Raw genomic sequence first — 25,858 nt, 5'->3', positions numbered from 1 at the left:
GAGTGCAATGGAGACGCTCACCATCGGCGAACTCTCCGCCCGCAGCGGAGTGGCGCCGTCGGCACTGCGCTTCTACGAGCGGGAGGGGCTCATCCACGCCTCTCGTACCAGCGGCAACCAGCGACGATACGACCGGGCCGAGCTGCGGCGGGTGTCGTTCATCAAGATCGCCCAGCAGGTCGGGGTGTCCCTCGACGAGGTCCGCGAGGCCCTCGACTCCCTGCCGGAGAACCGCACCCCCACCAAGGCCGACTGGTCGCGGCTCTCCGCCCGCTGGCGCTATCGGCTGCAGGAGCGGATCGCCGTCCTGGAACGGCTCCGCGACGAGCTGAGCGGCTGCATCGGCTGTGGTTGCCTCTCCCTGCAGCGGTGCAAACTCGCCAACCCGGGTGACCGCCTCGCCGCCGGTGGCACCGGCCCGCAGCGCATCCTCAACCCGGTGGTGAACTGAGTCACAGGAAACGGAAGATCCGCCCCTCGGCGGGCAGTGGCTTCGGCGTGCCGGTGAAACGGTGCGCCCCCACGGCGAACAACACGCCGTCCGGCGCGGTGAACGCCCACTCGGTGAAGCCCGCCGTGGCCAGCCACTCACGGATCGCCGGTGTCAGGTCGGGCGCCCGGCGGGTCCTGGTCCAGATCACCGTGGCGCCGGGCGCGCAGAGCCGGGGCAGGGTGGCGATGGTCCGCCGGACATCGGTGTCATCGATGTTGCCGAGCACGCCCGCCATGAGGACGAGGTCGGCCGGGACCGCCTCCCGGTAGGCCGCCAGGTCTCCGGCGTCTGCCTCGCGGACGGTCACGCCGTCGAGCCCGGCAGCCAAGGCCCTCTCCCGGGCGGCGGCGACGTTGCGCCCGTCGAACTCGATCAACGTGGCCCGGACCCGCGCCGCGTCCGGCCGGGCCGCCAGGATCCCCAGCAGGTCATGGCCCTGGCCCGCACACATGCTGACGACGGTGAGCCGTTGCCCCGGCCGTTCGTCGAGCCATGCGCCGATGTGCTCCCGGACCACCCGCAGCCGCCGTGCCAGCGCCGATCCGGGATCCGCGTAGTCGCGGTGCCAGTCGTGCCAATCCTTGTTCCCGGTCACGCGATCAAGCCTGCCAGTGTCGGACCCCGTCGATATGATGACGGTCGATTCATCTACGGGGGAGGAATCCACGTGTCAAAGCGCGCTGGCATTGCTGCGCTCATTTTCGCATCACTCCTGCTCACGCCCACCGCGGCGCAGGCGGCTCCGGCCGACGGCCTGACGCTCGAGCTCTACGACGTGACCGCCGGCATCGGCTCCACCCACGACGGCACGTGGGTCATCCTGGTGAACACCGGCGACGAGGCCATCGACCTGCCCGAGGTCCGGTTGACGGCTGACGCCGCCGACCTCCGTGGCAAGGCGGTCATCGACGGTGGCTCCTACTGCTCGGGCGACGGATCGACGCTCACCTGCATCTACCCGGCCATGTCGATCCGGGCTCACGGTTATGAGCAGCTTCCCAAACTGACGGTGGTGCCCACCGCCGAGGCGCGGGCAGGTGACACCGGGACGGTGAAGATCGCGGTCGGTGAGGTCACCGGCACGATCAACGTGACCATCGCCGACGTGGTGAGTCTGGCCGCCGAGCCCGAGATCGCCGTCTCGGGGACGCCGGGTTCCACCGTGACGCTTGCGCCCAGCGTCACCAACGCCGGTGACAAGCCCGTCAAGGGTGTCGTGTTCAACGGTGGGGCCGGCTCGATGAACGTCGACTTCGAGCACCGGTTCAGCAACTGCCGGTATGCCTCCGGCGAGTTCTACTGCACCTTCGACGATGTGCTGGAGCCCGGCCGGACCTACGTGCCGTCCGAGGGCGTACCACTGAAGATCCGTCGGGACGCTCCGGCACCCATGCAGCTGACGAGCGGCACGCAGTATCAGACCGCGAACGACGCGGCGAGGTGGCTGGTGGAGTTCGAGCAGCGCAACCCGGTCTCCACGGTCGGCACGGCTGGTCCGCTGCGGCTGGTGGAGAAGCCGGCGGCGCGTGCCGCACTGTCCGATGGCGCCCAGACCGACCCCGACTGGACCGACGACTACACCAGCGTCGAGGTCGACATCACCGGTGAGAACCTGCCGGACGAGGCCGCGGTCGGGGCGAGCGCTCGCGGCCGGGTCGGCACCGAGGTCGAGGTGCAGGTCGGCCTGCGCAACCGTGGCACGGCCCGCATCGACACGGGTCGCATGGACGTCCTGGTCAGCTACCCGTCCGTCAGTGTGGTCGTCCCGTCCGGGGTCACCGTCGTGTCGTACGACGAGGAGCAGTGCCTCCCGCGGCTCGACGGCACCTATCACTGCCAGTTCCGGGATCTGGAGGTCGGGCAGAAGCTGACGGTGCCGTTCACGTTCCGCATCGACAGCGCCGGGACGTCGACCGGCGCGGTCACGGTCACGACCGCCGACTCCAACGGAGTTCTCGGCCCGGACCGCAACCGCACCAACAACGCCGCCACCCTCACGGTGACCGGCCGCGCCTGACCGACGAGGAAGGACCACATCTCGCGCCGAGATGTGGCCCTTTCTGTGGGATCCAGCCGGAGCACCTGCCGGCCGTGTTCACCCGTTACGGGGTGACGATCAGCTCGCAGTCGTTGAGGTCGTCGAGCTCCCACCTGTAGCAGGTGTCGCCGGGCGTCGAGGTGGTGTTGCCGGCGCCGTCGACCCAGTCCCGGACGCCGTCGTCACCACCGTCCACGACGTCGTCGCCGTCGGCACCGAAGAGGTGGTCCTCGCCGCCGAGACCCCGCAACGTGTCGTTGCCGGCCCACCCGTACAACGTGTTCGGGCCGGGGCCACCGGTGAGCGTGTCATCGCTCTGCCCGCCCCACAGCTCCTCGACGTCGGTGGCGATGGTGTCACGCTCGCCGTCCGCGCCGTCGTCGCCCCTGACACCGTCCGGGTCCGCGACGACGGAGGATGTCCGGTAGTTGTTGTACATGACGGAGTCGACATCGGCGCCGCCGGAATAGTAGTCCGCGCCCTGGCCGTCCTTGTCGCCGTCGTTCTGGATCGCGTCCGCCCAGATCCTGTCGGAGCCCGCGCCGCCGTAGACCCGGTCATCGCCGTTGTCCGCACGAAGTTCGTCGTCGCCGTCCCCGCCGAAGACGTCGTCGCCGCCGTAGTCGCCCCGAACGTCGTCGTCACCGGCGCCACCGTGGACAGCATCGTCACCGTCCCCGCCGGAGACGAGGTCCGGCCCCGGGCCGCCGTCGATGGCGTCGTTGCCGTTCTGGCCGAACAGGTCGTCCCGGCCGTCGCCACCCCAGATGCGGTCGACACCGGGACTGCCGTAGACGGTGTCCGTGCCCGCACCGGCCCAGACCCGGTTGGCGCCGGTCCAGAGCTCGATGTGGTCGTCCCCGTTGCCGCCCCAGACCTGGTTGGCGCCGGTCCAGCCGTACAGCCGGTCGTTGCCGTCGCCACCGGAGATCCGGTCGTCGCCGACGTCGCCCCAGATGCCGTCGTTGCCTCCGTTGCCGGAGAGCGAGTCGTTACCGGTGCCGCCGTGGAGCGCGTCGCCGGCCGGACCGCCGACGATGGTGTCGTTGCCGGTGCCGCCACTGGCGGTGAGCGGCAGGTTCGTCCGGTTGGTGATCGAGTCGGCCGCATCGTAGGTGGAGACCCGCAGCCCGGTCGGCGCCTTCACGATCCGGCAGGTGACCCTGGTCTTGTCCTTCTTGACCGCCTTGCAGCCGGGACCGGCCTTGATCGCGACCCGGTCGTCAACGGTGACGGTGTTTCCGGAGCGGGTGACCACGACCTGGTTCCGCTTCTTGGCAGCGGCCTTGAACTGCACGATCGTGCTCTTCACGACCGAAGCCACGCCGACCGGCGCGGCCTGCGCCGGCGCGGCCAGTGCGGTGGCACCGGCGGTGACGAAGAGCGGGAGAATGATGCGGGGCAGCCATGTCGAACGGGCCATTGTCGACCTTCGCTTAAGGGGCCGGCGACCCGGATGCCGCACGGTGCCGAGATCGTAGGATGCCGCCCGCCTGTACCGCTGCCCCGACGCCTGAACCCCGCTGCGTCCCGGGGCCGGTGAACCGCCGCTGACCCGGACTGCTCCAGGTCAACGGCGGTTTCGCTGCTCAGAGGGGCGGAGGACGTGGGATTCGAACCCACGAAGAGTTTCCCCTTACCGGTTTTCAAGACCGGACGCTGCAAGGCTATGACCTGTAAGAACGATGCTGATCGCTTCGATGCTGCCACGCTATGGTCGTGGCAGGCGCTCGTGATCATGGCTGAGGCGTGCGGTCATCGGCACGGAGACAGTGAAAGCAACGGAGGGGCCCGGCGCGGAGATCTTCCGCGCCGGGCCCCTCCGGCCGTTATCGGCGGGGCCAAACGGCGAAAGCGACGACGAACATCGCGAACGCAAAGAGGCCAGCGGTTACGCCGATCGCGAGCCTTACGGTGCTGTCATTCGCCGCCACCTGCCCGCCGATTGCGAGGAGGCTACCCACAGCGCCTCCGCAGCCCGCGGCGGCCGTGAGGATGGACTTGATGACGTCTGGCCGCTTGTCCGGGTCGTGCCCGCCCTGGTCAGACCTACTGGACGGCGTTACTGTGGCCATGCTCCTGCTCCAATTGGGATCTCTACAGGGTTGTCAGGCAGGAGTGGGGCACTGGGGTGAGTTCGCTCTTGCACAGCGAACTCACCCCGTTTTGTTGCTCCAGGAACTGCCTGAGAAGACGCTAGACCTTTGAGGTGCTCGCGTGCCGTGAGCGGGTGAGCACTACTCGTAGTTGGCATTAAGATCCATGCCCGTTCTGTGGTCTAGTGAGAGGTTTTTTGATCGCTCCGGGTAATGGGCGAACTACTAGAGGTCGACACTCGGGCGTGAACTACATCACATAAAAATCTGCCTCTGGACGGATGTCTGGCCCGAAGGTATGCCGCCTCACCTGCGAGTTCGCATCGGCCCACTCTGTAATCGAAAAACTACATAGAGTGCTATTCGGCCTCGGTTGCTCAGGAGTTGCTTGACGCGTACGTGTCAACCCGATCTAGAAACGTGAGGACTGAGCCTAAGAACTCATGTTAGGACACGTTTTCCCTGGTGAGAGCGTGCCAGATTTCTGGTTGAGGTCCCAACCCAATTGGGTGGGAGGCATCCGGCCAGATCGAGGGCTAGAGGATGCCGTGCGGGCTTGCCCAATCGAGGTATCCGGCTTGAGTGCCTACTTCGGTGTCCGGTGGGGCTTCCTGTTCATGATGAACTCCGCCGCGCCGTCGTCAGTCGACCCACTGCAGCATCCTCGGGAGATGCTGAGGTGTGGTCCGCGTGAGCCGTTCCGTGCGTGGCATTCCTGTCTGCCAGCATCCTTGATGCCGACGTGAGCACACGCGCTCACGGATGGAGGAAGGTCCGGCCGACGTGGGTTTGAGGCGGCCGCACGGAAGATCCACACCAGGGGCCTATCGGCAGTTGTACCCAAAAGCCGGAGGGCGAACAGCGTAGGAGACCTCTTGACCGTTTGAGGGTCTGGCGTTCAGCCTGTGTCGATGAGTGATGACTCATCAATTGGGACCCATGTTGTAGCGATCAGCGCCCGGCAGTTGGGTGTAGCGGTCGATCAGTTGCGATCTATCGATTCAGATCGACTACTCAAGCTGAGGGTTAAGAGTGGCGAACATCTAGCCGCAATCTTGCTAACCGCCTTCTTGGGCGCCCCGCCTGTCGAAATGGATGAAGACGGTGGGATGGACTTCGTATTTCAGCTCGACCTGAACGACGATATGAGGCGAGTGTTCTCGGGCCGCCCAAGAGTAGCGTTCGAGGCGAAATCGCTGGTGGGCGATTTCCGGCGGAAGTTCTCGCAAATGGAAGAGATCGACCGAAGTGGCGGCAGTTCGATAGGGATGGGTACGTCCGTAGTCGTTCAGTATGCTCGGGACATCATTGAGGCGGGACTTCCGCAGCTTAGGCGGTGCGTCGATCAGTTCGACCGAAAGTCTGTGGGTGCGGATTGCTCGCGAAATTCTTTCCTAATTGTTCACCCGTTTGAGAGTTTCGCACTCGAAACTATTACCTCAACCTTTATGGCGCCTCATATGCCGGAGATACCGCCGGACATTAACCTTGATACGGTCTGGGTTTTATGGGTGCCGGATCATTTGACGATGTGGTCCAGGCAGGAGCGTCAATGGAGCGAGCTAATCTTCACCGCCTTTGATCCAGATGATCCGCTCAAGGATGCGTATCGCGATCATGAACTTTCTGCTTTGCAGATTGCTAGTTCAGAGCTGCTGTCGGCGATCGGCGTAACCCGGCCTGATCCATACAACTTCGTTGTGCGGGCCGATATTCCTGAAGAATCGGATTGATCCTTCGTAACGATCCTGAAGGTAAGCCCTCATCTCATCCAAACCGGTGTATCAATGGGTATTTCGAAAGGTGGAGCGGCCGGCGTGTCTAGAGAAGGTGTACAGGTCATCAATGGTTGCCATTTTAGCGTAAATTTTGGATCGAGTGAAGATTGGTGGCGAGTTAGGTGAAAACGCCTACTGATCTGATGCTGGATGACCTCAGGCAGGAGTTTGCTGAGCAGGAAGCATCCTCTTCGTTGTCCCGGCTTTACGATGACCCGGAATTCGGTCGCATGTTCGCGGTTCTCCATTATCGCTTAAACCTTCACTTTGGATCGATAAATGAGCGTTTACGAAGCGGCCGCCATTACTGGGCAAATAATAGTAGGGAATTGATAGATCTAATTGCTAGGCTGCGCGAAATTCGGCGCGACCTTAAAAGGTCCGGGATCGAGATCTTTCTTGACGAGCGCTACGAAACGGATGTCGAGCGATGCGAGCTCTGGTTATCGCCGAGTGGGGGTAGTTCCATACCCGGCGACTTTGAGCCGATCGAAATTGTAAAGTACGAGCCGGTTTTCCACAGCTCTTTCGCGACAGTAAAACTTCTCAAGCGCGATGAATCTGCAAGCTTGAAGATGGTGGGTCAAGGGTCGTATGCCTTCGTTTACTCGTATCTTGATCCCAACTATGGAATCAAGTTTGCCGTTAAGCGCGCCAAGAAGGAAATAGGTGATCGTGATCTCGCCCGGTTTAGGCGAGAATTTGAAATTATGAAGAGTCTAAGCTTTCCCTATGTCCTGGAAGTTTATCAATTCAACGAGGAGCGAAAAGAGTATCGGATGGAGTTCTGTGACGACACCCTTAGAGGATTCATATTTCGACGCAACGACAAATTGTCGCTCTCCTCAAGGAAGCGAATTGCTTTGCAATTTCTTTATGGGATGAATTATATTCATCAGAATAAGGTATTGCATCGCGATATTAGCTTACAAAATGTCCTTCTCAAGGTATATGCCGGTGGCGCAGTCCTCGTGAAGCTTTCAGATTTTGGGCTGGCCAAGGAACATGACTCATCTTTTACACTGACTCAAACTGAGATGCGTGGCACTATCCGGGATCCAACGCTGATTAATTTTAAAGATTACGGTCTTCCGAATGAAATCTACTCAATCGGCTGGGTGCTGTCATATATATTTACGGGTCGTGAAGGACTGAAGCCGAACAATGACGAAGTCGGTCGCATCGTGCACAAGTGTGCTGCTAATGATCAAGTTGACCGCTACCGAACGGTCCGCGACATCATCGCGGATGTCGAGCGACTTGCTGCTGCCCCGACAGACGCCTCGGCATGATGATGGTGCACTCCAACAGTATTTGGCAGGAACCTCGTACTCGGCCATAACCGTGTAGAAGTTCGTGCAAGCGACTGGTCGCTGAGGGCGTAGTCCACGCAAGCTCAATCACATCGATCGCTACCTGAGGTACTGGAGGGCACGATGGCGTTGCGACGGCTTGGTAAGGATCCGGACAGCCCGAACAATGGGTCTCCCACGGTCTACCTGGACGAGGAGTCGGGAAACTACATCCTGCAAGGATGGCGGGTGACGGACGCCGACCGTCTTGCGGAGATGAGCATCCCGGCTCACGAGACGGTGATCGAGTTCCCGAGACGCATGATGCAGTTCTTCCCGGAGGTGAACGGTGGCGACGACGGAACCGACGTTTGAGGGGTTGTTCCGTTCCGTCCGGCACAGTGCCTACCACCTGGAAACGCGAGACGCGTACGGGCTAGATGAGAGCTTCCACCAGTGGACCTCCGGAGATCGGTTCGATCCGGCGGAACGCTGGTCCTGGTGGATCGACCTGGTGTCCGCGTCGGTCGCCCAGGGAGTGCAGGTCCACCGGGCGCGCATCGTCTCCGAGCCGATCTCTGCGTACGTGCGCTACGAGTACGAGCTGACCGACGGGCACAACATTAAGGCGGGTGAGTCGGTCCGGTGGCTCCCGCGCCGTCTTGCCTCTGACCTGGCGTTGCCGGGCAACGACTTCTGGATCTTCGACGGCGCTTCGGTGCTGTTCAACCACTTTGCGGGTGACGGCACGATGACCGGCGAGGAGTTGGTGACCGATCCGAGAGTGGTGGAGCTGTGTGCGTCTGCGTTCGCTGCGGTATGGGCACGTGCGGTTCCGCATGAGGAGTACCGGCCGGCCTGACGACAGCGCCGACGCGGGTAGTCCGGCGTGACGACGTCGTCGAGTGTTCAGCAGGCCCGAGAGGCGTTGGGCAAGCGCTTGCGGGAGATCCGGATGGAATCCGGTCTGACCGCGCGTGAGCTGGCCTCTCGGGCACGCTGGCACGAGAGCAAGTGCAGCCGGATCGAGAACGGCCGGACCGGGCCGTCGGACGAGGATCTACGGGCGTACGCGATCCATTGTGGCGCCGGGGACCAGATTGCTGACCTGATCGCCACGGCCCGCAACATCGATGGTGCCTACGTTGAGTGGCGGCGTATGGAGCGGTCCGGCCTACGGCGTGCTCAGGAGTCGGTCATCCCGCTGTGGGAACGGACGAGGCACTTTCGGGCCTACTCGTCGTGGCTGATCCCCGGGCCGCTTCAGACGCCCGGCTACATTGAGGCCCTGTTGAAGTCGATTCGGGACCGGCGCGACATCCCTGACGACCTGGACGAGGCCGTCCGCGTACGGGTAGAGAAACAGCGCGTCCTATACAACGGATCACGGCGCTTCGCGGTGATCCTGGAAGAGAGCGCCCTCCGACACCGGATCGGTGGCCCCGCCACGATGGCCGGCCAGCTCGGCCACCTCTTGCTCCTGGCGACGCTGCCCAACGTCAGCATCGGCGTCATCCCGCTCGATGCTGACCGCACCGCGCTGTGGCCGGTAGAGGACTTCTGGATCTTCGACGACGCTCAGGTGAATGTGGAACTGGTGTCCGCGTTTCTGACGATTACCCAACCGCATGAGGTCGGCATGTACGCCCGGACCTTCGCCGAACTGACCGACCTTGCTGTCTATGGCGCCGATGCGCGCGCACTGATCACATCAGCGGTCGACTCTCTCAAATAGGTGTGCAAGTCCATGCACGTTCATTGAGGCCGATCACTCAGGGATCTTAGTGTTGCCGTCAGATACCAGATTCCCTTTCGCGGAGGTGATCCATGGCTGTAATCCTGGCTGCCATAGCGGCTCTCCTGGTCGGATTTCTCGGTGGCTTGATGGCTGCTAGGGTCAAGCTTTGGTGCGAGAATTGCGGGCGAAGCCTTGAATGCCCCGAACACGGCATGTCGACGGTAAGCGAAGCCAGAGCATGACGGCCGAACCCGTGCCAGTCCAGCCGGAAACCGTCCAAGAGCCGGAACACATGGCGATGCGTCCGAGCTGGGACTGTCGTGTGTGTGGCGCTCCATGGCCGTGCGCTTCTGCCAAGGTGGCGCTGTCCGAGGAGTACCGATCCTTCCCCTCGTTGCTGACCCTGTTCCTGATGTCGACCTACCAGGAAGCGCGAGAACATCTCGGCTATCTGGGTCAGCCGGCCGACCTTTTCGAGCGCATCGTGGGTTGGGCTCAAGGTCGGAGACGTTGATGATCGGCAAGATACAGTTGCAAACTGCGATTCCCCCGCTTCGATACGCGTCCGAGAACCGGCGCAATGCAACTTGTCGTTGTGGCGAGAGAATCATGACAAGCTGTTTCGGGTGGGTGCACAGATCGAATTCCTGGATCCGCACCTCGCGATGTGAGAAGGCTCGACCGTTCAAAGATTCGTGAAGCAAGGAAGCTCTCCATCGCCGGTGATGGAGAGCTTCGCCGTTTCTGGAATCAGATGGATTTGGGTTCCTTGACGGCCGGTCCGACAGTCACGTTGTGCAGGTCGTGATCCAGGTCGAATTGGTGCTTGCTCTGGAACTGCAGGCCCGCGGCTTTGACTGCCTTGACCCGCTGAAGGGCAAGACGTCGAGAGTTCTCGCTTAGGTGCCGTGTTGCTGATGAGCGTGTCACCTGGTTTGGGTGCTGGCGGTAGAGCCACGTGACACCGTCGAGGTTGTACCCCTCGGTGATCTCGGACAGTGCTGCGAACATGGCGATGTCTTCGTCGCCGGGTAGGCCGACCCAACCGCCGATAGCACGTAGGGCGACTGCGCGCAGCATGAGGCCGGCGCAGTGGGTCGGCCAGTTGCCCCCGTGGTCCTCGGCCCACCGGTTGACCGATCCGGCCGGAACGATCCCGTACGGCAGGGCCGATTCCCACTCGACCCGCGTTCCGTCTGGCATGAGGTCATCGGCTTGACCAACCGCCCAGTGGATCTCATGTTCCTGGAACCGGGGGATCAATGCCATCAACGCACCCGGCAAGAGGACGTCGTCGGAGTCCAGGACCTGGACGAGGTCACCGGTTGCGCGGGCTAGACCGAGGTTGCGGGTAGCCGCGATCCCGAGTTGGACACCGTTGGCCTTATATCGGGCACACGAGACGTCGGCAAAGTGGTGACCGAGCGAGGGATCCTTGCCGTCCTCCTGGACGATCCATTCCAGCTCCCAGCCTTCCGGAACCTCCTGTGCCCGAACGCTGGCAATGGTTTCCGCGAGATATGCAGCGCTCGGCGCGTACGCCGCCGTAATGATCGTTACCGTGGGCACGGCATGCCTTTCTGGGGTTGGAAGGTGAAGGCTGCTAGGCAGTCCATCGGGCGAGTTGGTGTGTGTAGCGGATGGCCGTCCGGTCGCCGGGGTAGGTGGAGTCAGCAACTTCGACCACTCGGCCGGTGATGTCGATCGAGAGGCTACGCAGACACAGGAGCGGAACGCCCTGGTCCATGCCCCAATCCTGGCGTTGCCGTGTCGTCGGTTGCATCGCAACGATCGAGTTCTCCAGCCGATCGATCTCGATGCCGACGGTGTGGAGCTGGTGCCAGTGGCCACCCGGCCATGGCTCGTTTTTCTCGTCGAGAAGGGCAGGGTTGCTCTCGATGAGTGGCACCGGGATGTGGGACACGCTGGAGAGGATGAGTCGCCCGGTTTGCTTGTCTGCCGTGCGGTAGGTGCGCCGGAGCAGTTCGGTTCGCGGTTCGATCCCGAACGTTCGGGCTAGGTCGTCGTCGGCCGGCACCCGGGAGTACTCGGCCGTGAATGACGTCTGATCGATCGGTACCCCGAGGGAGAGTTCAACCGCCCCGGTCTCGGCGCGTTCGGCCTCGGAGCGGAGCGCTAGATCCTTCTGGGTTTGTGCTGCCTCTGGGGTGATCGAGATGAGCAGGTCTTTGCGCTCGGGAGGGATCCGGACACGGGCCGGAGCACCCCGGCTGACGGTGATGCGTCCCTCGCCTCGAAGGATCGCAAGGGCATCCCGTACCGGCCCGTCCGAGCACTTCCACTTGGCTTGAAGCTCACGGACGGACGGCAACGAAGCTCCGGCCGGGTACTCGCCGGAGTCGATTCGTGCCCGTAGATCGTCGGCGATCTGGTCATGGATCGCCACGGTTCCGAGGGTCCGATCGGCAGTCATAACCGCAGTTTACCAGCGTGTTCGCTACTTCGGTACCGAAGTGCTTGCGCTTCAACGGGTCATACCCATAGTCTGGCAGCACTTCGGGACTTCGGTACCGAAGTACCGAGCCAATCGGGTTGGGTTCGCCTGTGTCCACAGGAAGGCCGGCCGTGAGCTGTTCTCTGAAAACTTCATGCAGTGGGCCGCACCTCCCCGTAGCGCAGACGATGCGCCGAAAAGGTCGCCAGCACGGCTGAGGCCCGTGCACTTCAACTCTCCCCCTTTGCAGCTCAACACGGGTGATGGCACCCGTGTTGGCTCTCCCCTCCGGAAGGACTTTGCTGTGAGCAAGCACTACCTGAACCTCGACGGCCCTACCGCGGCCGAGCTTGACGCGATCGATGCCGAGTGGCCGTTGATCGCTGCTGAACTGGATGTCCTGGACGCCGAGATCACGATCATCAACGCTGCCGATCACGGTGGTCCGTCGCCGTTGGACTGGCGTCGGTTGTGTCGGGCTGAGGCTCGCGTGACCCGCGTTGCCGCCGAGCTGGCCGCGCGCCCCGCCGCCCTTCGGGTGGTGGCGTGATGCGCAAGCTGTCCGTCTCCGGCCGTGGGTGGGCGTACGTCGGTGCGATCCTCGGTGGCACGGTGTCGATAGCCGCCAACGTGGCTCACTCGTACGTCCCGCCGACCGGTGCCGCTGCTGACTGGTCGCCTCAGGTCGGCGCGGTGGCCGGTGCGATCTTCTGGCCGATCGCCCTGTTCGTCGTCACCGAGATGCTGGCCCGCGTCGCGTGGCCGGACGGGTGGCGCTGGATCGTGGCCCGGTTCGCTGGTCTGCTGCCGGTCGCGCTGGTGGCTGCGTTCGTGTCGTACCGGCACCTGTCCGGCCTGCTCGCCTTCTACGGCGAGGATCGGCTGACGACGATGTTCGGTCCGCTCGCGGTGGACGGTCTGATGGTCATGGCGACCGCCGCGCTGCTGGCTACCGGCGGCCGCGTTCACTCCGCGCCGGCGGTCGTCGAGACCGTGACGGAGGCCGTGCCGATGGCCGCATCGACGCCGGTGGTGGAGCCTGCCGCACTGGTCACCCCCGACCCGATCCCGGCGGTCACCAAGCCTGCCAAGAAGCGGGTCACGCCGCGCCCGGTGTCGGCCGAGAAGGTCGCCAAGGTGGCCGCCAAGATGCCCGGCGCGACCGTCGCCGAGATCGCCGCGAAGGCCGATGTATCCGTCTCGACCGCCCGGCGTCACCTCCGCGCAGTCCGCGTCACGGACGCGTCACCAACCGGCCCGGTTACTGCGGAAACACCCGCTCTCGCTGCCGCCTGACCCTGCTCACCGAACGGAGCACGTCATGACCACCACCGACCGTCTCTACCCGATTTCTGCCCCGGCCGATGACCCGCGTTTCACCTACGGCCTGCTCTCTGACGCGGTGAAGGTGCTGGAGCGGCACGGCTACCCCCGGCCGGAAAGCGGCCCCGACCTGGTGGCGCTTCAGGAAGCGTTGTTCGGGTTCCTGTACGACCTGACCGCCGCCACCACCGGCGGCGTCATGGTCGATGAGCCGATCACGGACGTGGGTGGCTACCTGTCGTGCGGCTGTCACGGCACCCAGCGCGATCACACCTGTCGTCCGTTCTGATTCCGCCCGGCGGCACGGCCCCAAGCCTGCAAGCAAGCGCCGTGCCGCCGGTCCCCTTCCCGCACGTCCGTTTCGAACCCGCAGGAGAGAACCTGATGGTCTCGCAGAATCCGACCCCTGACGAGAATTTCGACTGGACCGCCGCCGAGCAGGAACTGACCGGCGCTGAGGTGGTCGACTTGACCGCCGCCCGGCAACGCCGGGACAACCCGGCCGCCGGCCTGCCCGCCGTGCCCGATGACCCGGCCGCGCCGACCGGTCCGACCGATGTTCCCGACCGGGAGGTGTTGGAAGGCGAGATCGTGACCGCTCAGGTCACCGATGCGCCGCCGGAGTTGAAGCAGTGGGCATGGGCGGTGGGCTGGCGGCACAAGGCCCGCCGGCTGTGGACCTACAAGTGGCGCTACCTGTGGAACACGTTCGTCGTGCTCGGCGCGTGGTCCGTGCGTGCTTCGGGCTGGTGGTTCCGTGGCATCGGCCGGTCGGTCAACGACTTCTTCAACTACGTCGACGACCGTCAGGCCCTGGCCGTCGCCGACCAGGCCGCCGGGGCGGTTGACGGCCGGGCCGACGTGGACGCGTGGTTGAAGGCGCGTGCGGAGCGGCATCGGGAGGTCAAGGACCGCCGCCGGGTGGTCCGCTCCCGCACGATCCTGCCGCTCGCCGCTCTGATCGCCCTGGTCGTGCTGCTGCTCTGGCTGGGCCGGGGCGACATGATCCGCAGCAACCTCGGCCACGCGACCATGACGGCGTGGGTCGGGCTGGGTTGCTGGCTGGTCTGGTACGGACGGGCACGCAGCGTGCCGTTCCTGCCGCAGTTTCGGGAGCCGTCGCCGTATCCGCCGGTCACTCACGACAGCGTCACCGGCGCGCTGCTGGCTACCGGCATCGGCCAGTTCCGGGACGTGGTGAAGGCCGGGCACTCTCCGGTGGATGTGATCTTCCGGGACGACAGTGCGGGCGGGAAGATCGCCGAGACGCACCCGATTCCGGGTGTGACCACGCAGATGGTGATGGCCAAGTCGGTTGTCATCGCGGGTGCGTTGAAGCGGCCCCCGGCGATGGTGCACCTGTCACAGGCCCCGACTGGTGTGCCGGGGCATGTGGAGATCCTGGTGCTGGACATCGACCCCGGCCAGACCAAACCGAAGCGATTCGCGTACCTGGGTAAGCCGGTCAACGTGGGTGCGCCGTGCACGATCGGCTACGACCCGCGGAATCGGCCGGTGCGGTGGCCGCTGCCCGGTGCGAACGGCATCACCACCGGCACCCCCGGATCGGGCAAGACCGCCTACCTGATCGGGCTGGCGTGTCTGGCCGCCGCTGACGTCGACGGCGCGCAGTTGGCGGTGTTCGACTTCAAGGGCATGGGCGACTACGCCGAGCTGGAGCCGGTGTGTTTCGCCTACGGCGCGGACGCCGACCCGACCGAGACCGCCCGGATGCTGGTCGGGTTCCTCACCGCGCTGAAGCGGGAGATCATCCGCCGTCGTCAGGTGCTCACCGATCTGAAGAAGATCGGTTCGGAGATGCTGGACAACAATGCCGCCGCGCTGACTGACCGGCTCGCCCGGTCCAGCAAGCACAACATGCCGTGGATCCTGGTCATCATCGACGAGATCCACGAAGGACTCGGCGACCCGATCCACGGCAAGGACATCGCCGCCCTGCTCACCGACCTGATGAAGATCGGCCGCGCGTGCGGCATCCATGTCGAGCTCGCGTCGCAGCGCACCGACACCGACTCCATCCCGACCTCGATCAGCTCCCTGCCGATCGTGCGGGTGGCGTTCCACCAGAACGGCCAGCCCGGTAACGACATGATCCTCGGCACCGGCGCCTACAAGCGCGGCGTCGACGCGACTGCGTTCCGTCGGGGTGCGGCCGGCACCGCTGCCGACGACCGGGGTTCGTGCTGGTACATCGGTTCCGAGGGCGGCGAACCCGTGCGGGTGCGGACCACGTTCGTACTCCCGGACGTCAAGCGGATCGTCGCCACGGCACTGGCCGGACGCACCAAGGCCGGAACGCTGACCGGTGCGGCGGCCGGAATCGTCGAGCAGGCCGACACCGCCCCGGCGCACTCCGCGCTCGACGACGTGCGGGCGGTGTTCATCGGCGACGAGATCGCCCTGCACGGTGATGTGATCTTCCACCGGGTGGAGACCCGCCACCCCGGCCGGTGGAAGTCCCAAGCCGCGCTGATCGCGGCGCTGAAGGGCGAGGCACCGGGCTGGAAGTCCCCGACCGTCGACGTCCACCAGCTACGCCCCGCCGATGCCCCAGTGGACGCCGGAATCGAGAAGACCCGCAGGGGCATCCGGCTCAACCACCTGGAAACCGCCATCACGGAACGTGACAACCGGCAGGGTGGCTGACGCTCCCGCCATGCCGGGGCTCCGGCCCGTCCAGCCCCGGCACGGCCCCGCGATGCATCGCGGGTAGGACCGCGATGCATCGCGGCTCCGCTACCCCCCACCATCGCGCCCGAACCACACCCCCACCAGCCGACTCGCACCCTCGCGGCCGGTAGGTGCCGCACACCCGAAAAACGCCCCGGAGGCCCTGGTGACCACCCCCACCCGCAACCCGCTATGGACGATGTTCACCCTGCTCACCGCCCTGCTGTGGCTCGCGGTCCGCACCACACCCGGCCTCGTTTTGATCACTTTCGGTAGCCTCGCCGGGCTGTTCGGCTACCCCTGGAGGGGCCTCGCGATCGTCGCGATCGGGGCGATGGTCTACGCCGGACAGTGCTCCCGCACCGCTTTCACTCCGTGCTTGCGATGCAAGGGCACCGGCCACCACCGCAAGCGCCGCACCCGCACCTGCCGACCGTGCCGGGGCAAAGGCGTCCGGATCCGCTGGGGACGCGCCGTGATGAACGCCTACCGCCGCGCCACCTACACCGCCCCGGCCGCACCCGCCGCCCGCCCGGCACCGCCACTGACCCCCAACACGTACGCCGACACCGACCGGCACTGACCCCGCACACCCAAGGAAGGGGCAGACACCCGATGAACACCACCCGCACCATGGCCCGCCTCACCCGCCTAACCACCGACCACACCGACTGGTGCACCCGCGATCACCGGTGCGGCGTGGCCGAGCACCGGTCGGCCGACCTGACCGCCCGCGAGATCGGCGGACGTGCCTGGCTCACCCGTGTCCGCGCCGGTGACGTCGAGTACGTCGAGATCCGCGCCCGGATCCCACTGCACCACACCGAGAAAGTCGCCTGCTGGCAGCTTGCTACCGCCCTGACCCTGATGCGCGCCCTGCTGGCTGAGGTCCCCCCGCGCCTGGCCCGGCTCACCGGCCGCGATCAGCGCCAGCTCGGCCGCTCCGCCTAACCACCCCGCCCTTTTCGAGAGGAGTCGACTGGTGACCCAACCCGGGTACGACCTGGCGGCCGAGCAAGCCGTCATCGGAGCCGCCCTGCTGGCTCCGAACCTGATGGCAGACCTTGCCGTCACCCTTAACCCCGCCGACTTCGTCCGCCCTGCACATGGGCTGTTGTGGGAAGTCATGGGCGGTATGCATGCGGCCGGTACCCCCACCGACACCCTCACCGTCGCTGCCCACCTTGCCGAGACAGGTTCGCTCGGCAAGGTGGGCGGGGTGCCCTACCTGCACACCCTGATCGCTGAAGTCCCGACGGTCGCCAACGCCGCTCACTACGCGGGCATCGTCGTCGACCTGGCGAAACGGCGGAAGGTCGCCGATCTCGGCGCGCAGCTCACCCAGCTTGCCGCGTCCGGCGTCGACACGGCCGACCTGGTGGCGACCGGCCGCGCCCTGCTCGACAACGCGGACGCGCCGGGCGGATGGTCACCGCTGATCCCGCTCGGCAAGGGCCGTCACCTGCCCGCGTTCCCCGCCGAGCTGCTGCCCGGTTGGGTGGCAGAGCAGGCGCTCGCGGTCGCCGAGTTCACCCAAACCCCGATCGACGCTGCCGGAAGCATCGCGCTCGCGTGTCTGTCGACGGCGGCCGGCGGCCGGGCCGAGATCGAGGTACGCGGGTCCTGGCGTGAGCCGACGAACCTGTTCACGGTCGTGGTGCTCCCGCCGGGGTCCCGTAAGAGCGCGGTGTTCGCCGCCATGGTCGCCCCGATCCTGGTCGCCGAGAAGGCGCTGATCGAGCGGGTCGCACCCGCGATCATCGAGGCGGAGCTGTTGGCCAAGGTCGCGGGTAAGGCGGCCGAGAAGGCATCTCTCGCCGCCGCGAACGCCGATGTGTCCGGCCGGGACACCCTGATCGCCGAAGCCACAGCCGCAGCGATGAACGCCGAAGCGATCAAGGTTCCAGTGAAGCCTCAGTTGGTTGCCGACGACGTCACCAGCGAGACGGCCCAATCGATCCTTGCCGAGCAAGGCGGCCGGTTGGCCGTCCTCTCCCCGGAAGGCGGGATCTTCGCCACCATCGCGGGCCGGTACTCCGGCACCCCCAACCTGGAGGTGTTCCTCAAAGGACACGCCGGAGACATGATGCGCGTCGACCGGCTCTCCCGCGACGGTGGCCACGTCGACAAACCCGCGTTGACGATGGGACTCGCGGTACAGCCGGAGATCCTGCGCGACATCGCGGGCATGCCCGGATTCCGAGGACTCGGCCTGCTGGCCCGGATCCTGTTCGCCGTCCCGGAGAACACCGTCGGGTTCCGCAAGATCGGGGCCGACCCGATCCCCACCCAGATCGCCGCCGCCTACCACGCCAACCTTCAGGCCCTGGTCCTCACCCTCGCCGAATGGACCGATCCGGCCGTCCTGGTCCTCACCCCCGACGCCAACGAAGCCGTCCTCGACATCGAGCGGCAGGTGGAACCGCGTCTGGCGCCCGGTGGTGCGTGGTCGCACATCGTCGATTGGGGGTCGAAGTACACCGGTGCCGTGGTTCGGATCGCTGGACTGATCCACCTTGCCGAGCATCTGCGCGACGGGTGGGGCAAGCCGGTCGACGTCGACACCATCAAGCGGGCCGCCCAGATCGGCGAGTACTACGCCGCTCACGCCCTGGGCGCGTTCGACGACATGGGCGCCGACGTCGCCACCCGTAACGCCCGAACGATCCTGGCGTGGATCGAGCGCACCGACACCCGCGCGTTCACCAAACGCGAGGTGTTCCGCGCGCTCAAGTCGTCGCAACTCCCCGCGGCTGGTGACTTCGACGCTCCACTGTCCGTGCTGGAAGCCCACGGCTACCTCCGGCACCTCGACCCACCCGCACCGAAACGGGCCGGTGGCCGGCCGCCGTCGCCGAGCTTCCTGGTCAACCCCGAAGTCCACCAACCGGTAGCGACCGTGCACCCGCTCACCGTGCGCCGGGCCTCGTAACCCCTCTGCCAAAACTGCCACAACCGCCACAACCCCCACCGCCGAGAGGTTCTGGCAGTTGTGGCAGTTCTGGCACGCGAGTCCGACCCGCACCGCCGACGGGTCGACACCGGGCCGAGAGAGCCGCACAGCGACGCTGGCGCATCCCTCAATGCCCCCAGCGCGGAGATCTCGGCCCAGCGTGGCTCTAAGACGGTTATCGACGTCTTTCTGATGCTTCACTCCGATACACCCCTTGCCGCTGAGCGTCCACATGGGTCGCTGAGCGGTCTGCTCAACACCTAGCCAGGGAGGCCGGAACCCGTGGCCAGCGACTTTCTGACCCTCGACGAGTTCCTCGCTCAGATGGCGGTTCCCCGGTCGACGTTCTTCCGCTGGAAGGCCATCGGTCAGGCACCACGCCACTACAAGATGCCCAACCGCCAGATCCGCATCCGCCGCACCGAGTTCGAGTCCTGGCTGTCTGCCCGAGAGGAACCGCAAGCAGCATGAAGATCAGCTTTGACGTGAGGGTCTGGAATATCCAGGAACACAAGGGATCGGATCGCAAGACGGGCAAGCCTCGGAGCACGTACCGCGTTCGATGGACGGTGGCCGGCAAGGTCTTCGGCGACCGGTTCCAGACGAAGGCGCACGCGGAGAGTTTTCGCGCCAAGCTGATGAGCAATCAGCGTGAAGGTGTGGGTTTCGACGAGATCAGCGGTCTGCCAGAGCCGATGGCGCGCGAACTCAACTCCCGATCGTGGTATGACCACGCGGTCGCGTTCGTCGATATGAAGTGGCCTCGTGCGGCAGCGAAACAGCGCATGAGCATCGCTGAGGCGCTGGCGAACGTCACGCTTGCCTTGCTCCGAACAGAGCGAGGTGCGCCCCCGGACAAGGAGATCCGTCGAGCCCTGTACGCCTACTCCTTCAACAAGACGAGACGGGATGCCGGGCCGCCGCCGGACGACCTTGCCCCCGTGGTCCGGTGGCTCACCGCCAACACGATCAGCCTGAACGACATGCAGGACGCTGCCGTGGTCCGCAAGGCTCTCGACGTGCTGTCGCTTCTGCTGGACGGAAAGCAGGCTGCGGCAAACACCATCGCTCGAAAACGGGCCGTCTTCTACGGAGCGCTTCGGTACGCCGTCGAGTTGCGCCTACTGCAGGTGCACCCGATGGACAACGTCCAGTGGATCACGCCGAAGACCGATGATGAGGTGGACCGCCGTTCGGTGGTCAACCCAGGGCAGGCACTGCGCCTGATCGCCGTGGTGGCGGATCGGCATCCGCGCCTGGTGGCGTTCTTCGCTCTGCTCTACTACGCGGCGCTTCGGCCGGCGGAAGCGCTACATCTCCGCATCGAGGACTGCGAGCTACCCGAGGAAGGATGGGGCATGCTGCGCTTGTCCGGTTCGACTCAGCACGTCGGGCACGGATGGGGTGACGACAGCGAGGCGATTCGGGAGGACCGAGAGCTGAAGCACCGGGCGAAAACCGCCGTCCGCCCGGTGCCCGCGCCCCCGCCGCTGGTTCGTGCGCTGCGCTGGCACATCGCCGCCTACGGACACGCCCCGGACGGCCGTATCTTTGTCACCCAGGGGTACGGCCATGGCCCGGTGTCGAAAGAGACCTACTCGCGGGTGTGGCGGGCCGCGCGACGCATCGCGCTGTCACCGGCGCAGCAGAAGACGCCGTTGGCGAAACGGCCGTATGACCTCCGACACGCGGCAGTCTCGTTCTGGCTCAACGAGGGCGTACCCGCTACCCAGGTCGCCGAGTGGGCAGGACACAGTGTGCACGTCTTGTTGAAGGTGTACGCGAAGTGCATCGAGGGCCAAGACGAAGCGGCCCGCCGACGCATCGAAGAGGCGCTGAACAGGGAGGACTGGCCAACGGCGTGAAGCTGTCCGGGAATTCGTGCTGCGCCATGGTTGCCCACTATCGCCACAAAGCGGGCAGTGAACAGTGGAGTCTCATTTATCTTGCTCTAGAGCGAGATGAATGAGACTCCCGCTACGTACCTCAATGGCTATTAAGCGCTTGGCGCTAGCTACTAGTGATTGGTGTAAGTTGCCCAGGTGGCTCTCCACACGGGTGCGTACATGACCAGATTGCCATCGGCCTGGACGTGCAGATTGTATGTACTCAGGCCGCGCGGTTCGATCCAGCGGATGAATCTTCCGTTCCCATCGTAACTGTAGATGGAGCCATCAATGATCCTACTAAATCCCCCCGGGTAGCCATACATATTAGTGGACCATCGTGCCCGGTAGTTCTCATCGTAGAGAACCAGGTTGCCGTCTGCCTGCTGAATGAGGAACGACTTGCCGATCGCGCAATGATTCTGAATGTTTGTTCCTTCGACGGTTCCGAACAATGCAGTACCATTGATCAGCCGCCATGTATCTACGCCTTGGAATGTAGCCCGGCTTGGGGTTTCGTAAGTGACTCTGCAGACTGGCGAATAAGGCCCAGGTGCTGCTGCGGCATTCGGCGCCGAGGATCTTGCTGCAGCGACACCACGCTGTAGTTCGGCCACGCGGGCTAGATCGGCTGCGGATGGCGGTGACGCCAAGGCGCTTTTCTTCAGGGCGGCGACCTCGTCAGGTGTCAGGTCGCGCGCGTTGGGGTTTGAGTTAGCTCCGGAGTCGACGTCAGTGGCTACGTTTACCATCGCAGTCGGCACCGGAGCTGGTCCGGTTGAAACGAGGGGCGACGGTGACGGATTGGCCATCGAGGGGGCGCTTATGCCACTAACCGTGACAACTGCCACAGTGCTCAATGTGACGGACGCGAACGCCCCCCGAAGGCGTTTACGAGTTCCCATATGATCATTATCGATGGACTGGCGTGCCGACGCAAGGCTACAACGGGCAACAAACCGTCTACTCTCGACGTCGGCAAGACAGTGCTTAACCCCGCCGCCGATTCCGACGCCCTCTGTTCGGATTACGGCGGCAATTTCCTAGCTGCCTGGAGGGGCGGCGCGCCTAGCTGTTTCCTCTTCAAGTGCCTTTTGGGTTAGGCGCTGCAGCTCTTCAGGCGACAGGTCAAGCTGTTGGGCGATCTTGGGGTCAACGGAATCGCGGTCGACCGAACGCGCCATCGGTGCGGACCCTTGTGGTGCGGGACTCTGGTGGGAGGCTTCCTCACTGCTCGCGGGTGAGGGTACGTCCCCGCCTGCCCATGCGGCCGCGGCCGCGCCCAAGACCGCTACTGCGATGGCGGCACCTGCGGCGCCGGCAGTCAGCCAGTGCTTAGGTGAGCGGGTATGCGTTGATTCCGGAGGCTCAGGTGATCGCATGTACCTATCTTCTTGGCCCCCACTGTGGATCGTCAAGGCACGTGAAGGTGTACTGAGGGCACCTTCATTGATCGACCGACATGATCACCAGACTTCGACGGATCGCACGGTCAAATCGGTCGATCGGTTGCCGTGACACCCCATGCTTGATTGTGATCCGCCGATGCCCGGAGTTCCTGCAGGTCCTAGCCGTGCGAACGGCCGCCGCGGACAGGGTATGGCTACTCATCGTGGCTTCGACTCCAATGCTCTCCATCTGAGCATGAACAACAAGAGCCCGCCGACGAGCATGACGACAGGGTTTCTGTAGGAGTCGCTTCAAGCGCCCTACGGTCGCTGTGCCGGACGGCCATGCGTCGCATCGAATCGGTTCTAGACAGGAGGTACCCGCCAGCCTGCATGACGGCTGCCTTCGGCCTCGTGGTCGCACTATGGTCGCAGCGACTGAGACCGAGCGGTCCGGAGTGAGATCGAGTGAGACTCAGCGTCTCACACAGAGAACCCCCGCTGTCCTGCATTCGTGCAGGTCGGCGGGGGTTCTTGCTGGTCATGATCCAGCGGAGGACGTGGGATTCGAACCCACGAAGAGTTTCCCCTTACCGGTTTTCAAGACCGGCGCCATCGGCCACTAGGCGAGTCCTCCCGTAGCGCACTCCAGTCTGCCATCCGCGCTTGGATCGTGTCGTACCGGTGGGGCAGAGTCGGGCGTATGCACGCGATCGTGATCGAGGACAAGCAGTTGGTCTGGGCCGAGGTTCCGGAGCCGGAGGCGGCCGAGGGCGAGGTCGTCGTCGACGTCACGGCGTCGGCGGTCAACCGGGCGGATGTTCTGCAGCGGCAGGGCTTCTACCCGCCGCCACCGGGCGCCAGCGCCTATCCGGGGCTGGAGTGCTCGGGGGTGATCAGCGCGGTCGGGCCCGGCGTCACCGGGCATCACGTCGGCGAGCGGGTGTGCGCTCTGCTCTCCGGCGGGGGCTACGCCGAGCGGGTGGCGGTGCCCGCTGGGCAACTACTGCCGGTGCCGGCGGGGCTGTCGCTGGTCGAGGCCGCGACGCTGCCGGAGGTGGCGTGCACGGTGTGGTCCAACGTGGTGGACCGCGATCGGCTGCGGCCGGGCGAGACGCTGCTGGTGCACGGCGGCGGCAGCGGGATCGGCACATTCGCGGTGCAGCTGGGTGCGGCCCTGGGAGCGAAGGTGCTGGTCACCGCGCGGGCGAGCAAACACGAGCGGCTGCGCGCGCTCGGCGCCGATCTTACGATCGACTACCAGAACGCCGATTTCGTACGGGAGGTGCTGAACCACACCGACGGAAGAGGCGCCGACGTCGTCCTGGACATCATGGGAGCCAAGTATCTGGCCCGCAACATCGAGGCGCTCGCCCCGGACGGCCGGATCACCGTGATCGGCATGCAGGGCGGCCGCACCGCAGAGCTGGATTTCGGCGCGCTGATGGCGAAGCGGGGCCGGCTCTCGGCGACGTCGTTGCGGGCCCGGCCGGCGACGGACAAGGCGCGGATCGTCGCCGGTGTCCGTGACCAGGTGTGGCCGTTGGTGGCGGCCGGTCTGGTGAAGCCGATCGTGCACCGGGCCTTCCCGTTGGCGGAGGCTGCGGCGGCACACGAGTTGCTGGAGTCGAGCGACCACTTCGGCAAGATTCTGCTACAGCGCTGACGGGACATCACCCGTTCGGGGGCGCCACGACGAAGCCATATGCCGGATAAGGTCCGATATGCGGCGAGTCGCGGCTGCATCCGGCCACACCATCCCCAGCATGGACGGACAGCGCGTCCGACATCCGGGCGCGTTGCATCCGACCGCTGGGGGACACCGTGACGTACGCACCACACCGTTCCGCGCCCGCCCGCGAAGCACGCCGAGCCCCCACCCGTCAGGCGCCCACCCGCCGGGCCCGGTCACGCCGGGACGAGGCCGCCGCGCACCGGCGGCGGATCAGGCGCTGGATCGCCGGGGGCGTCGTCTCCTCCGCCGCGCTGATCGGCTTCGGCGTGTGGGCGATCGTCACCACGCCCGACACCGTCGTGGTGACCGTCGCCGACCCCGCCGACGCGCCCACCGTCGAATTCGGTTTCCAGGTGACCGGCCTGCGATGCGGGGTGTCGACGATCGGCCCCGAGGACACGGGGCAGAAGGCGGCCGGGCAATTCTGCCTACTCGACGTCGAGGTGACGAACAACGGCGGGGAGCCGAAACTGTTCGACAGTGGCGCGCAACGTGTCCGCGACACCAACGGGGTAGCCTACGCCGTCGCGGAACAGGCCGCGGAGTTTCTCAACGACGGCGGTTCGTCACTGCTCACCGAGGTTCCGCCAGGTGAGACGGTGACCGGTGTCCTGCCCTTCGACGTGCCCTCTGACGTGCACTTGAGTGAGGCCACGCTGACCGGCGCCGGATTCACTCCGGGTGTGCGCGTGGTGTTGCCCGAACCGCGCTGAACGCAACCTTTATCGGTTCGTGATCGGGGATCAATTATGTGAATCATGCCCCGGCGGATTCGATGTTGTGTTGGCATGGTCCACGGAATATGCACGGTTGTCCGGGTTCCCATTGCCCGCCTTCGACGGCGGCATAAACGTGGCAGGCAGCATCGGCCACGTTGGGATGGGATTCGCGTGAGTGCCCCGGGCCTATTTCGGAGGCAACACTGCACGGTTCGTCCACCCGGCGGGTGCTGACCGCCGGCGCGCTTGCGCTGGCCGTCATCGCACCGGCCCCAGAGCAGTCCGAGCACGGCACGGAGACGGTCAGCACACCGCTCCGGGTCCTGCCGGTCACACCGGATCTCGCGGATCATCCGCTGGGTGCGGAGATCCAGACGCGACAGCTCGGCGCCGCGGCGCCGGACACGGGCCAGGCGCCGTGGAACCGGCTCCGCGAACTCCGGTTCGACGCCGGGTTCGAGGCGGCGCCGGTACGTGACGGGATGGAGGCGCGCGCGGCAGCCGCCGAACGGGTGTCCCGCGCTCTCCCACGCAGGGTCGTCACCGCACGGCCGTCCGTTCGGGTACGCCCGTCGCCGATCTCCCGCCGTCCCGCCTTCCTGGCCCGTCAGGCCGCCCGCCCGGCGGAGGTCCGTCAGGCCGCCCGCCCCGCGGAGGTCCGCCAGGCCGCCCGCCCGGCCGAGGTCCGTCAGGCCGCCCAACCCGCGGAGGTTCGGCGGGCCGCCAGGACCGTGGAGGCTCGTCAGGTCGCTCGGCGCGCTGTGCGCCCGGCCACCCGCGTTCAGGCGGCACGACCGCTCAGCAGGCGGGTGGCCGTCCAGCAGAGGCGTGTGAGCATGCCGGAGCGGGGATCGGTGCGCCGGAGCACACGCAGCACCACGGTGCGGCGGCTCGGGGCGTCCGCCGGCTCCCGGGACATGCGTGCGGTCATCGCCTACGCCAGGGCACAGGTCGGCAAGCGGTACGTCCCCGGCGGCGAGGGCTCGGGCGGCTTCGACTGCTCAGGGCTCACCAAGCGGGCGTACGCGAAGGCCGGTCTGAATCTCCCGCACTCGTCCGGAGGGCAGGCTCGCCGGGCCAGGTCGGTGGCGCGCTCGCAGGCCCGTCCGGGCGATCTGGTGGTCGGGCGCGGGCACGTGGGCATCTACATGGGCCGCGGAATGATGATCGACGCGGGGAACAGCCGTACCGGGGTGGTCTACCGCAAGGTGTACCGAGGGCTGTCGGTCTCCCGGCTGCACTGAGGCCGGGCCGTACAACGGGGCCGAACAGC

The 25,858-nt window shown here is 65.5% G+C and carries 24 protein-coding genes and 1 tRNA gene; 20 read left to right on the top strand and 5 right to left on the bottom strand.

Annotation, left to right across the window (positions count from 1 at the left end):
- Positions 1 to 7 precede the first annotated feature (7 nt).
- Positions 8 to 451 (top strand): redox-sensitive transcriptional activator SoxR, encoded by a 444-nt coding sequence (gene soxR / locus ACQPZW_RS48465; RefSeq protein WP_433792707.1) that lies wholly within the window; start codon positions 8 to 10, stop codon positions 449 to 451.
- A gap of 1 nt (position 452) precedes the next feature.
- Here the strand turns inward: soxR and ACQPZW_RS48460 are convergent, their stop codons facing one another.
- Complete coding sequence (locus ACQPZW_RS48460) at positions 453 to 1,088, bottom strand: methyltransferase domain-containing protein (RefSeq protein ID WP_433792706.1); 636 nt, start codon at positions 1,086 to 1,088, stop codon at positions 453 to 455.
- A 72-nt stretch (positions 1,089 to 1,160) separates the two neighbouring features.
- On the opposite strand from ACQPZW_RS48460, the gene ACQPZW_RS48455 reads away from it, so the two are divergent.
- Complete coding sequence (locus tag ACQPZW_RS48455) at positions 1,161 to 2,510, top strand: hypothetical protein (protein ID WP_433792705.1); 1,350 nt, start codon at positions 1,161 to 1,163, stop codon at positions 2,508 to 2,510.
- A gap of 85 nt (positions 2,511 to 2,595) precedes the next feature.
- Here the strand turns inward: ACQPZW_RS48455 and ACQPZW_RS48450 are convergent, their stop codons facing one another.
- On the bottom strand, positions 2,596 to 3,954 hold the full coding sequence (locus tag ACQPZW_RS48450) for a calcium-binding protein (RefSeq protein ID WP_433792704.1): 1,359 nt from the start codon (positions 3,952 to 3,954) through the stop codon (positions 2,596 to 2,598).
- Between the two features lie 1,584 nt (positions 3,955 to 5,538).
- Between ACQPZW_RS48450 and ACQPZW_RS48445 the strand changes: the two genes are divergently transcribed.
- The 6 genes from ACQPZW_RS48445 (at position 5,539) to ACQPZW_RS48420 (ending at position 9,949) form a co-directional block, all read left to right on the top strand.
- Positions 5,539 to 6,360 carry a hypothetical protein gene (locus tag ACQPZW_RS48445; protein ID WP_433792703.1) on the top strand — a complete coding sequence of 274 codons (822 nt, stop codon included), beginning with the start codon at positions 5,539 to 5,541 and terminating at the stop codon, positions 6,358 to 6,360.
- Between the two features lie 188 nt (positions 6,361 to 6,548).
- Positions 6,549 to 7,697, top strand: a complete 1,149-nt coding sequence (locus ACQPZW_RS48440) for a protein kinase family protein (RefSeq protein ID WP_433792702.1) — start codon at positions 6,549 to 6,551, stop codon at positions 7,695 to 7,697.
- A 144-nt stretch (positions 7,698 to 7,841) separates the two neighbouring features.
- A complete protein-coding gene (locus ACQPZW_RS48435) occupies positions 7,842 to 8,072 on the top strand; it encodes a hypothetical protein (protein ID WP_433792701.1) in 231 nt (76 codons plus the stop codon).
- Positions 8,047 to 8,559, top strand: coding sequence for a DUF6879 family protein (locus ACQPZW_RS48430; RefSeq protein WP_433792700.1), 513 nt, complete (start codon positions 8,047 to 8,049; stop codon positions 8,557 to 8,559). Before ACQPZW_RS48435 ends, ACQPZW_RS48430 begins: the two co-directional genes overlap by 26 nt.
- Before the next feature lie 27 nt (positions 8,560 to 8,586).
- Positions 8,587 to 9,432 carry a helix-turn-helix domain-containing protein gene (locus ACQPZW_RS48425; RefSeq protein ID WP_433792699.1) on the top strand — a complete coding sequence of 282 codons (846 nt, stop codon included), beginning with the start codon at positions 8,587 to 8,589 and terminating at the stop codon, positions 9,430 to 9,432.
- Positions 9,433 to 9,673: 241 nt separating this feature from the next.
- Complete coding sequence (locus tag ACQPZW_RS48420) at positions 9,674 to 9,949, top strand: hypothetical protein (RefSeq protein ID WP_433792698.1); 276 nt, start codon at positions 9,674 to 9,676, stop codon at positions 9,947 to 9,949.
- Positions 9,950 to 10,185: 236 nt separating this feature from the next.
- Here ACQPZW_RS48420 and ACQPZW_RS48415 read toward each other — a convergent pair whose 3' ends face one another.
- Both ACQPZW_RS48415 and ACQPZW_RS48410 read right to left on the bottom strand, forming a co-directional pair.
- Positions 10,186 to 11,004: a glycosyltransferase family 2 protein gene (locus ACQPZW_RS48415; RefSeq protein WP_433792697.1), complete on the bottom strand. Its 819-nt coding sequence runs from the start codon at positions 11,002 to 11,004 to the stop codon at positions 10,186 to 10,188.
- Between the two features lie 34 nt (positions 11,005 to 11,038).
- Positions 11,039 to 11,842: a GntR family transcriptional regulator gene (locus ACQPZW_RS48410; protein ID WP_433792696.1), complete on the bottom strand. Its 804-nt coding sequence runs from the start codon at positions 11,840 to 11,842 to the stop codon at positions 11,039 to 11,041.
- Between the two features lie 352 nt (positions 11,843 to 12,194).
- Here ACQPZW_RS48410 and ACQPZW_RS48405 point away from each other — a divergent pair, with 352 nt between their 5' ends.
- From ACQPZW_RS48405 to ACQPZW_RS48365, 9 genes are all read left to right on the top strand, one after another.
- Positions 12,195 to 12,440, top strand: a complete 246-nt coding sequence (locus ACQPZW_RS48405; protein WP_433792695.1) for a DUF6284 family protein — start codon at positions 12,195 to 12,197, stop codon at positions 12,438 to 12,440.
- Positions 12,440 to 13,186 (top strand): DUF2637 domain-containing protein, encoded by a 747-nt coding sequence (locus tag ACQPZW_RS48400; protein WP_433792694.1) that lies wholly within the window; start codon positions 12,440 to 12,442, stop codon positions 13,184 to 13,186. Before ACQPZW_RS48405 ends, ACQPZW_RS48400 begins: the two co-directional genes overlap by 1 nt.
- Before the next feature lie 25 nt (positions 13,187 to 13,211).
- Positions 13,212 to 13,502: a hypothetical protein gene (locus ACQPZW_RS48395; RefSeq protein ID WP_433792693.1), complete on the top strand. Its 291-nt coding sequence runs from the start codon at positions 13,212 to 13,214 to the stop codon at positions 13,500 to 13,502.
- A 95-nt stretch (positions 13,503 to 13,597) separates the two neighbouring features.
- On the top strand, positions 13,598 to 15,880 hold the full coding sequence (locus ACQPZW_RS48390) for an FtsK/SpoIIIE domain-containing protein (protein ID WP_433792692.1): 2,283 nt from the start codon (positions 13,598 to 13,600) through the stop codon (positions 15,878 to 15,880).
- A 190-nt stretch (positions 15,881 to 16,070) separates the two neighbouring features.
- A complete protein-coding gene (locus ACQPZW_RS48385) occupies positions 16,071 to 16,487 on the top strand; it encodes a hypothetical protein (RefSeq protein ID WP_433792691.1) in 417 nt (138 codons plus the stop codon).
- A gap of 32 nt (positions 16,488 to 16,519) precedes the next feature.
- Positions 16,520 to 16,855: a hypothetical protein gene (locus tag ACQPZW_RS48380; RefSeq protein ID WP_433792690.1), complete on the top strand. Its 336-nt coding sequence runs from the start codon at positions 16,520 to 16,522 to the stop codon at positions 16,853 to 16,855.
- Positions 16,856 to 16,883: 28 nt separating this feature from the next.
- A complete protein-coding gene (locus tag ACQPZW_RS48375; RefSeq protein ID WP_433797869.1) occupies positions 16,884 to 18,836 on the top strand; it encodes a DUF3987 domain-containing protein in 1,953 nt (650 codons plus the stop codon).
- A gap of 303 nt (positions 18,837 to 19,139) precedes the next feature.
- Positions 19,140 to 19,328 carry a helix-turn-helix transcriptional regulator gene (locus tag ACQPZW_RS48370; RefSeq protein ID WP_433792689.1) on the top strand — a complete coding sequence of 63 codons (189 nt, stop codon included), beginning with the start codon at positions 19,140 to 19,142 and terminating at the stop codon, positions 19,326 to 19,328.
- Positions 19,325 to 20,722 carry a tyrosine-type recombinase/integrase gene (locus ACQPZW_RS48365; protein ID WP_433792688.1) on the top strand — a complete coding sequence of 466 codons (1,398 nt, stop codon included), beginning with the start codon at positions 19,325 to 19,327 and terminating at the stop codon, positions 20,720 to 20,722. The genes ACQPZW_RS48370 and ACQPZW_RS48365 overlap by 4 nt, the downstream gene beginning before the upstream one ends.
- A 1,961-nt stretch (positions 20,723 to 22,683) precedes the next feature.
- On the opposite strand, the gene ACQPZW_RS48360 is transcribed toward ACQPZW_RS48365, so the two are convergent.
- A tRNA-Ser gene (locus ACQPZW_RS48360) sits at positions 22,684 to 22,768 on the bottom strand.
- Between the two features lie 66 nt (positions 22,769 to 22,834).
- Here ACQPZW_RS48360 and ACQPZW_RS48355 point away from each other — a divergent pair.
- The 3 genes from ACQPZW_RS48355 to ACQPZW_RS48345 all read left to right on the top strand — a co-directional run bounded on the left by ACQPZW_RS48355 (position 22,835) and on the right by ACQPZW_RS48345 (position 25,829).
- Positions 22,835 to 23,797, top strand: a complete 963-nt coding sequence (locus tag ACQPZW_RS48355; RefSeq protein ID WP_433792687.1) for an NAD(P)H-quinone oxidoreductase — start codon at positions 22,835 to 22,837, stop codon at positions 23,795 to 23,797.
- Between the two features lie 158 nt (positions 23,798 to 23,955).
- Positions 23,956 to 24,579, top strand: a complete 624-nt coding sequence (locus ACQPZW_RS48350) for a DUF4352 domain-containing protein (protein ID WP_433792686.1) — start codon at positions 23,956 to 23,958, stop codon at positions 24,577 to 24,579.
- A gap of 233 nt (positions 24,580 to 24,812) precedes the next feature.
- A complete protein-coding gene (locus ACQPZW_RS48345) occupies positions 24,813 to 25,829 on the top strand; it encodes a C40 family peptidase (protein ID WP_433792685.1) in 1,017 nt (338 codons plus the stop codon).
- Positions 25,830 to 25,858: the final 29 nt, after the last annotated feature.

The sequence above is a fragment of the Actinoplanes sp. CA-252034 genome (genome assembly GCF_050956125.1).
Classification (GTDB): Bacteria; Actinomycetota; Actinomycetes; order Mycobacteriales; family Micromonosporaceae; genus Actinoplanes.
This window is presented reverse-complemented; position numbering and strand designations above follow the sequence as displayed.

Excerpts from the sequence above, each read along its gene's own strand:
- soxR (WP_433792707.1), top strand. The coding sequence starts at position 8 with ATGGAGACGCTCACCATCGGCGAACTCTCCGCCCGCAGCGGAGTGGCG.
- ACQPZW_RS48450 (WP_433792704.1), bottom strand. The coding sequence starts at position 3,954 with ATGGCCCGTTCGACATGGCTGCCCCGCATCATTCTCCCGCTCTTCGTC.
- ACQPZW_RS48445 (WP_433792703.1), top strand. The coding sequence starts at position 5,539 with ATGAGTGATGACTCATCAATTGGGACCCATGTTGTAGCGATCAGCGCC.
- ACQPZW_RS48440 (WP_433792702.1), top strand. The coding sequence starts at position 6,549 with ATGCTGGATGACCTCAGGCAGGAGTTTGCTGAGCAGGAAGCATCCTCT.
- ACQPZW_RS48435 (WP_433792701.1), top strand. The coding sequence starts at position 7,842 with ATGGCGTTGCGACGGCTTGGTAAGGATCCGGACAGCCCGAACAATGGG.
- ACQPZW_RS48420 (WP_433792698.1), top strand. The coding sequence starts at position 9,674 with ATGACGGCCGAACCCGTGCCAGTCCAGCCGGAAACCGTCCAAGAGCCG.
- ACQPZW_RS48400 (WP_433792694.1), top strand. The coding sequence starts at position 12,440 with ATGCGCAAGCTGTCCGTCTCCGGCCGTGGGTGGGCGTACGTCGGTGCG.
- ACQPZW_RS48395 (WP_433792693.1), top strand. The coding sequence starts at position 13,212 with ATGACCACCACCGACCGTCTCTACCCGATTTCTGCCCCGGCCGATGAC.
- ACQPZW_RS48390 (WP_433792692.1), top strand. The coding sequence starts at position 13,598 with ATGGTCTCGCAGAATCCGACCCCTGACGAGAATTTCGACTGGACCGCC.
- ACQPZW_RS48380 (WP_433792690.1), top strand. The coding sequence starts at position 16,520 with ATGAACACCACCCGCACCATGGCCCGCCTCACCCGCCTAACCACCGAC.
- ACQPZW_RS48365 (WP_433792688.1), top strand. The coding sequence starts at position 19,325 with ATGAAGATCAGCTTTGACGTGAGGGTCTGGAATATCCAGGAACACAAG.
- ACQPZW_RS48355 (WP_433792687.1), top strand. The coding sequence starts at position 22,835 with ATGCACGCGATCGTGATCGAGGACAAGCAGTTGGTCTGGGCCGAGGTT.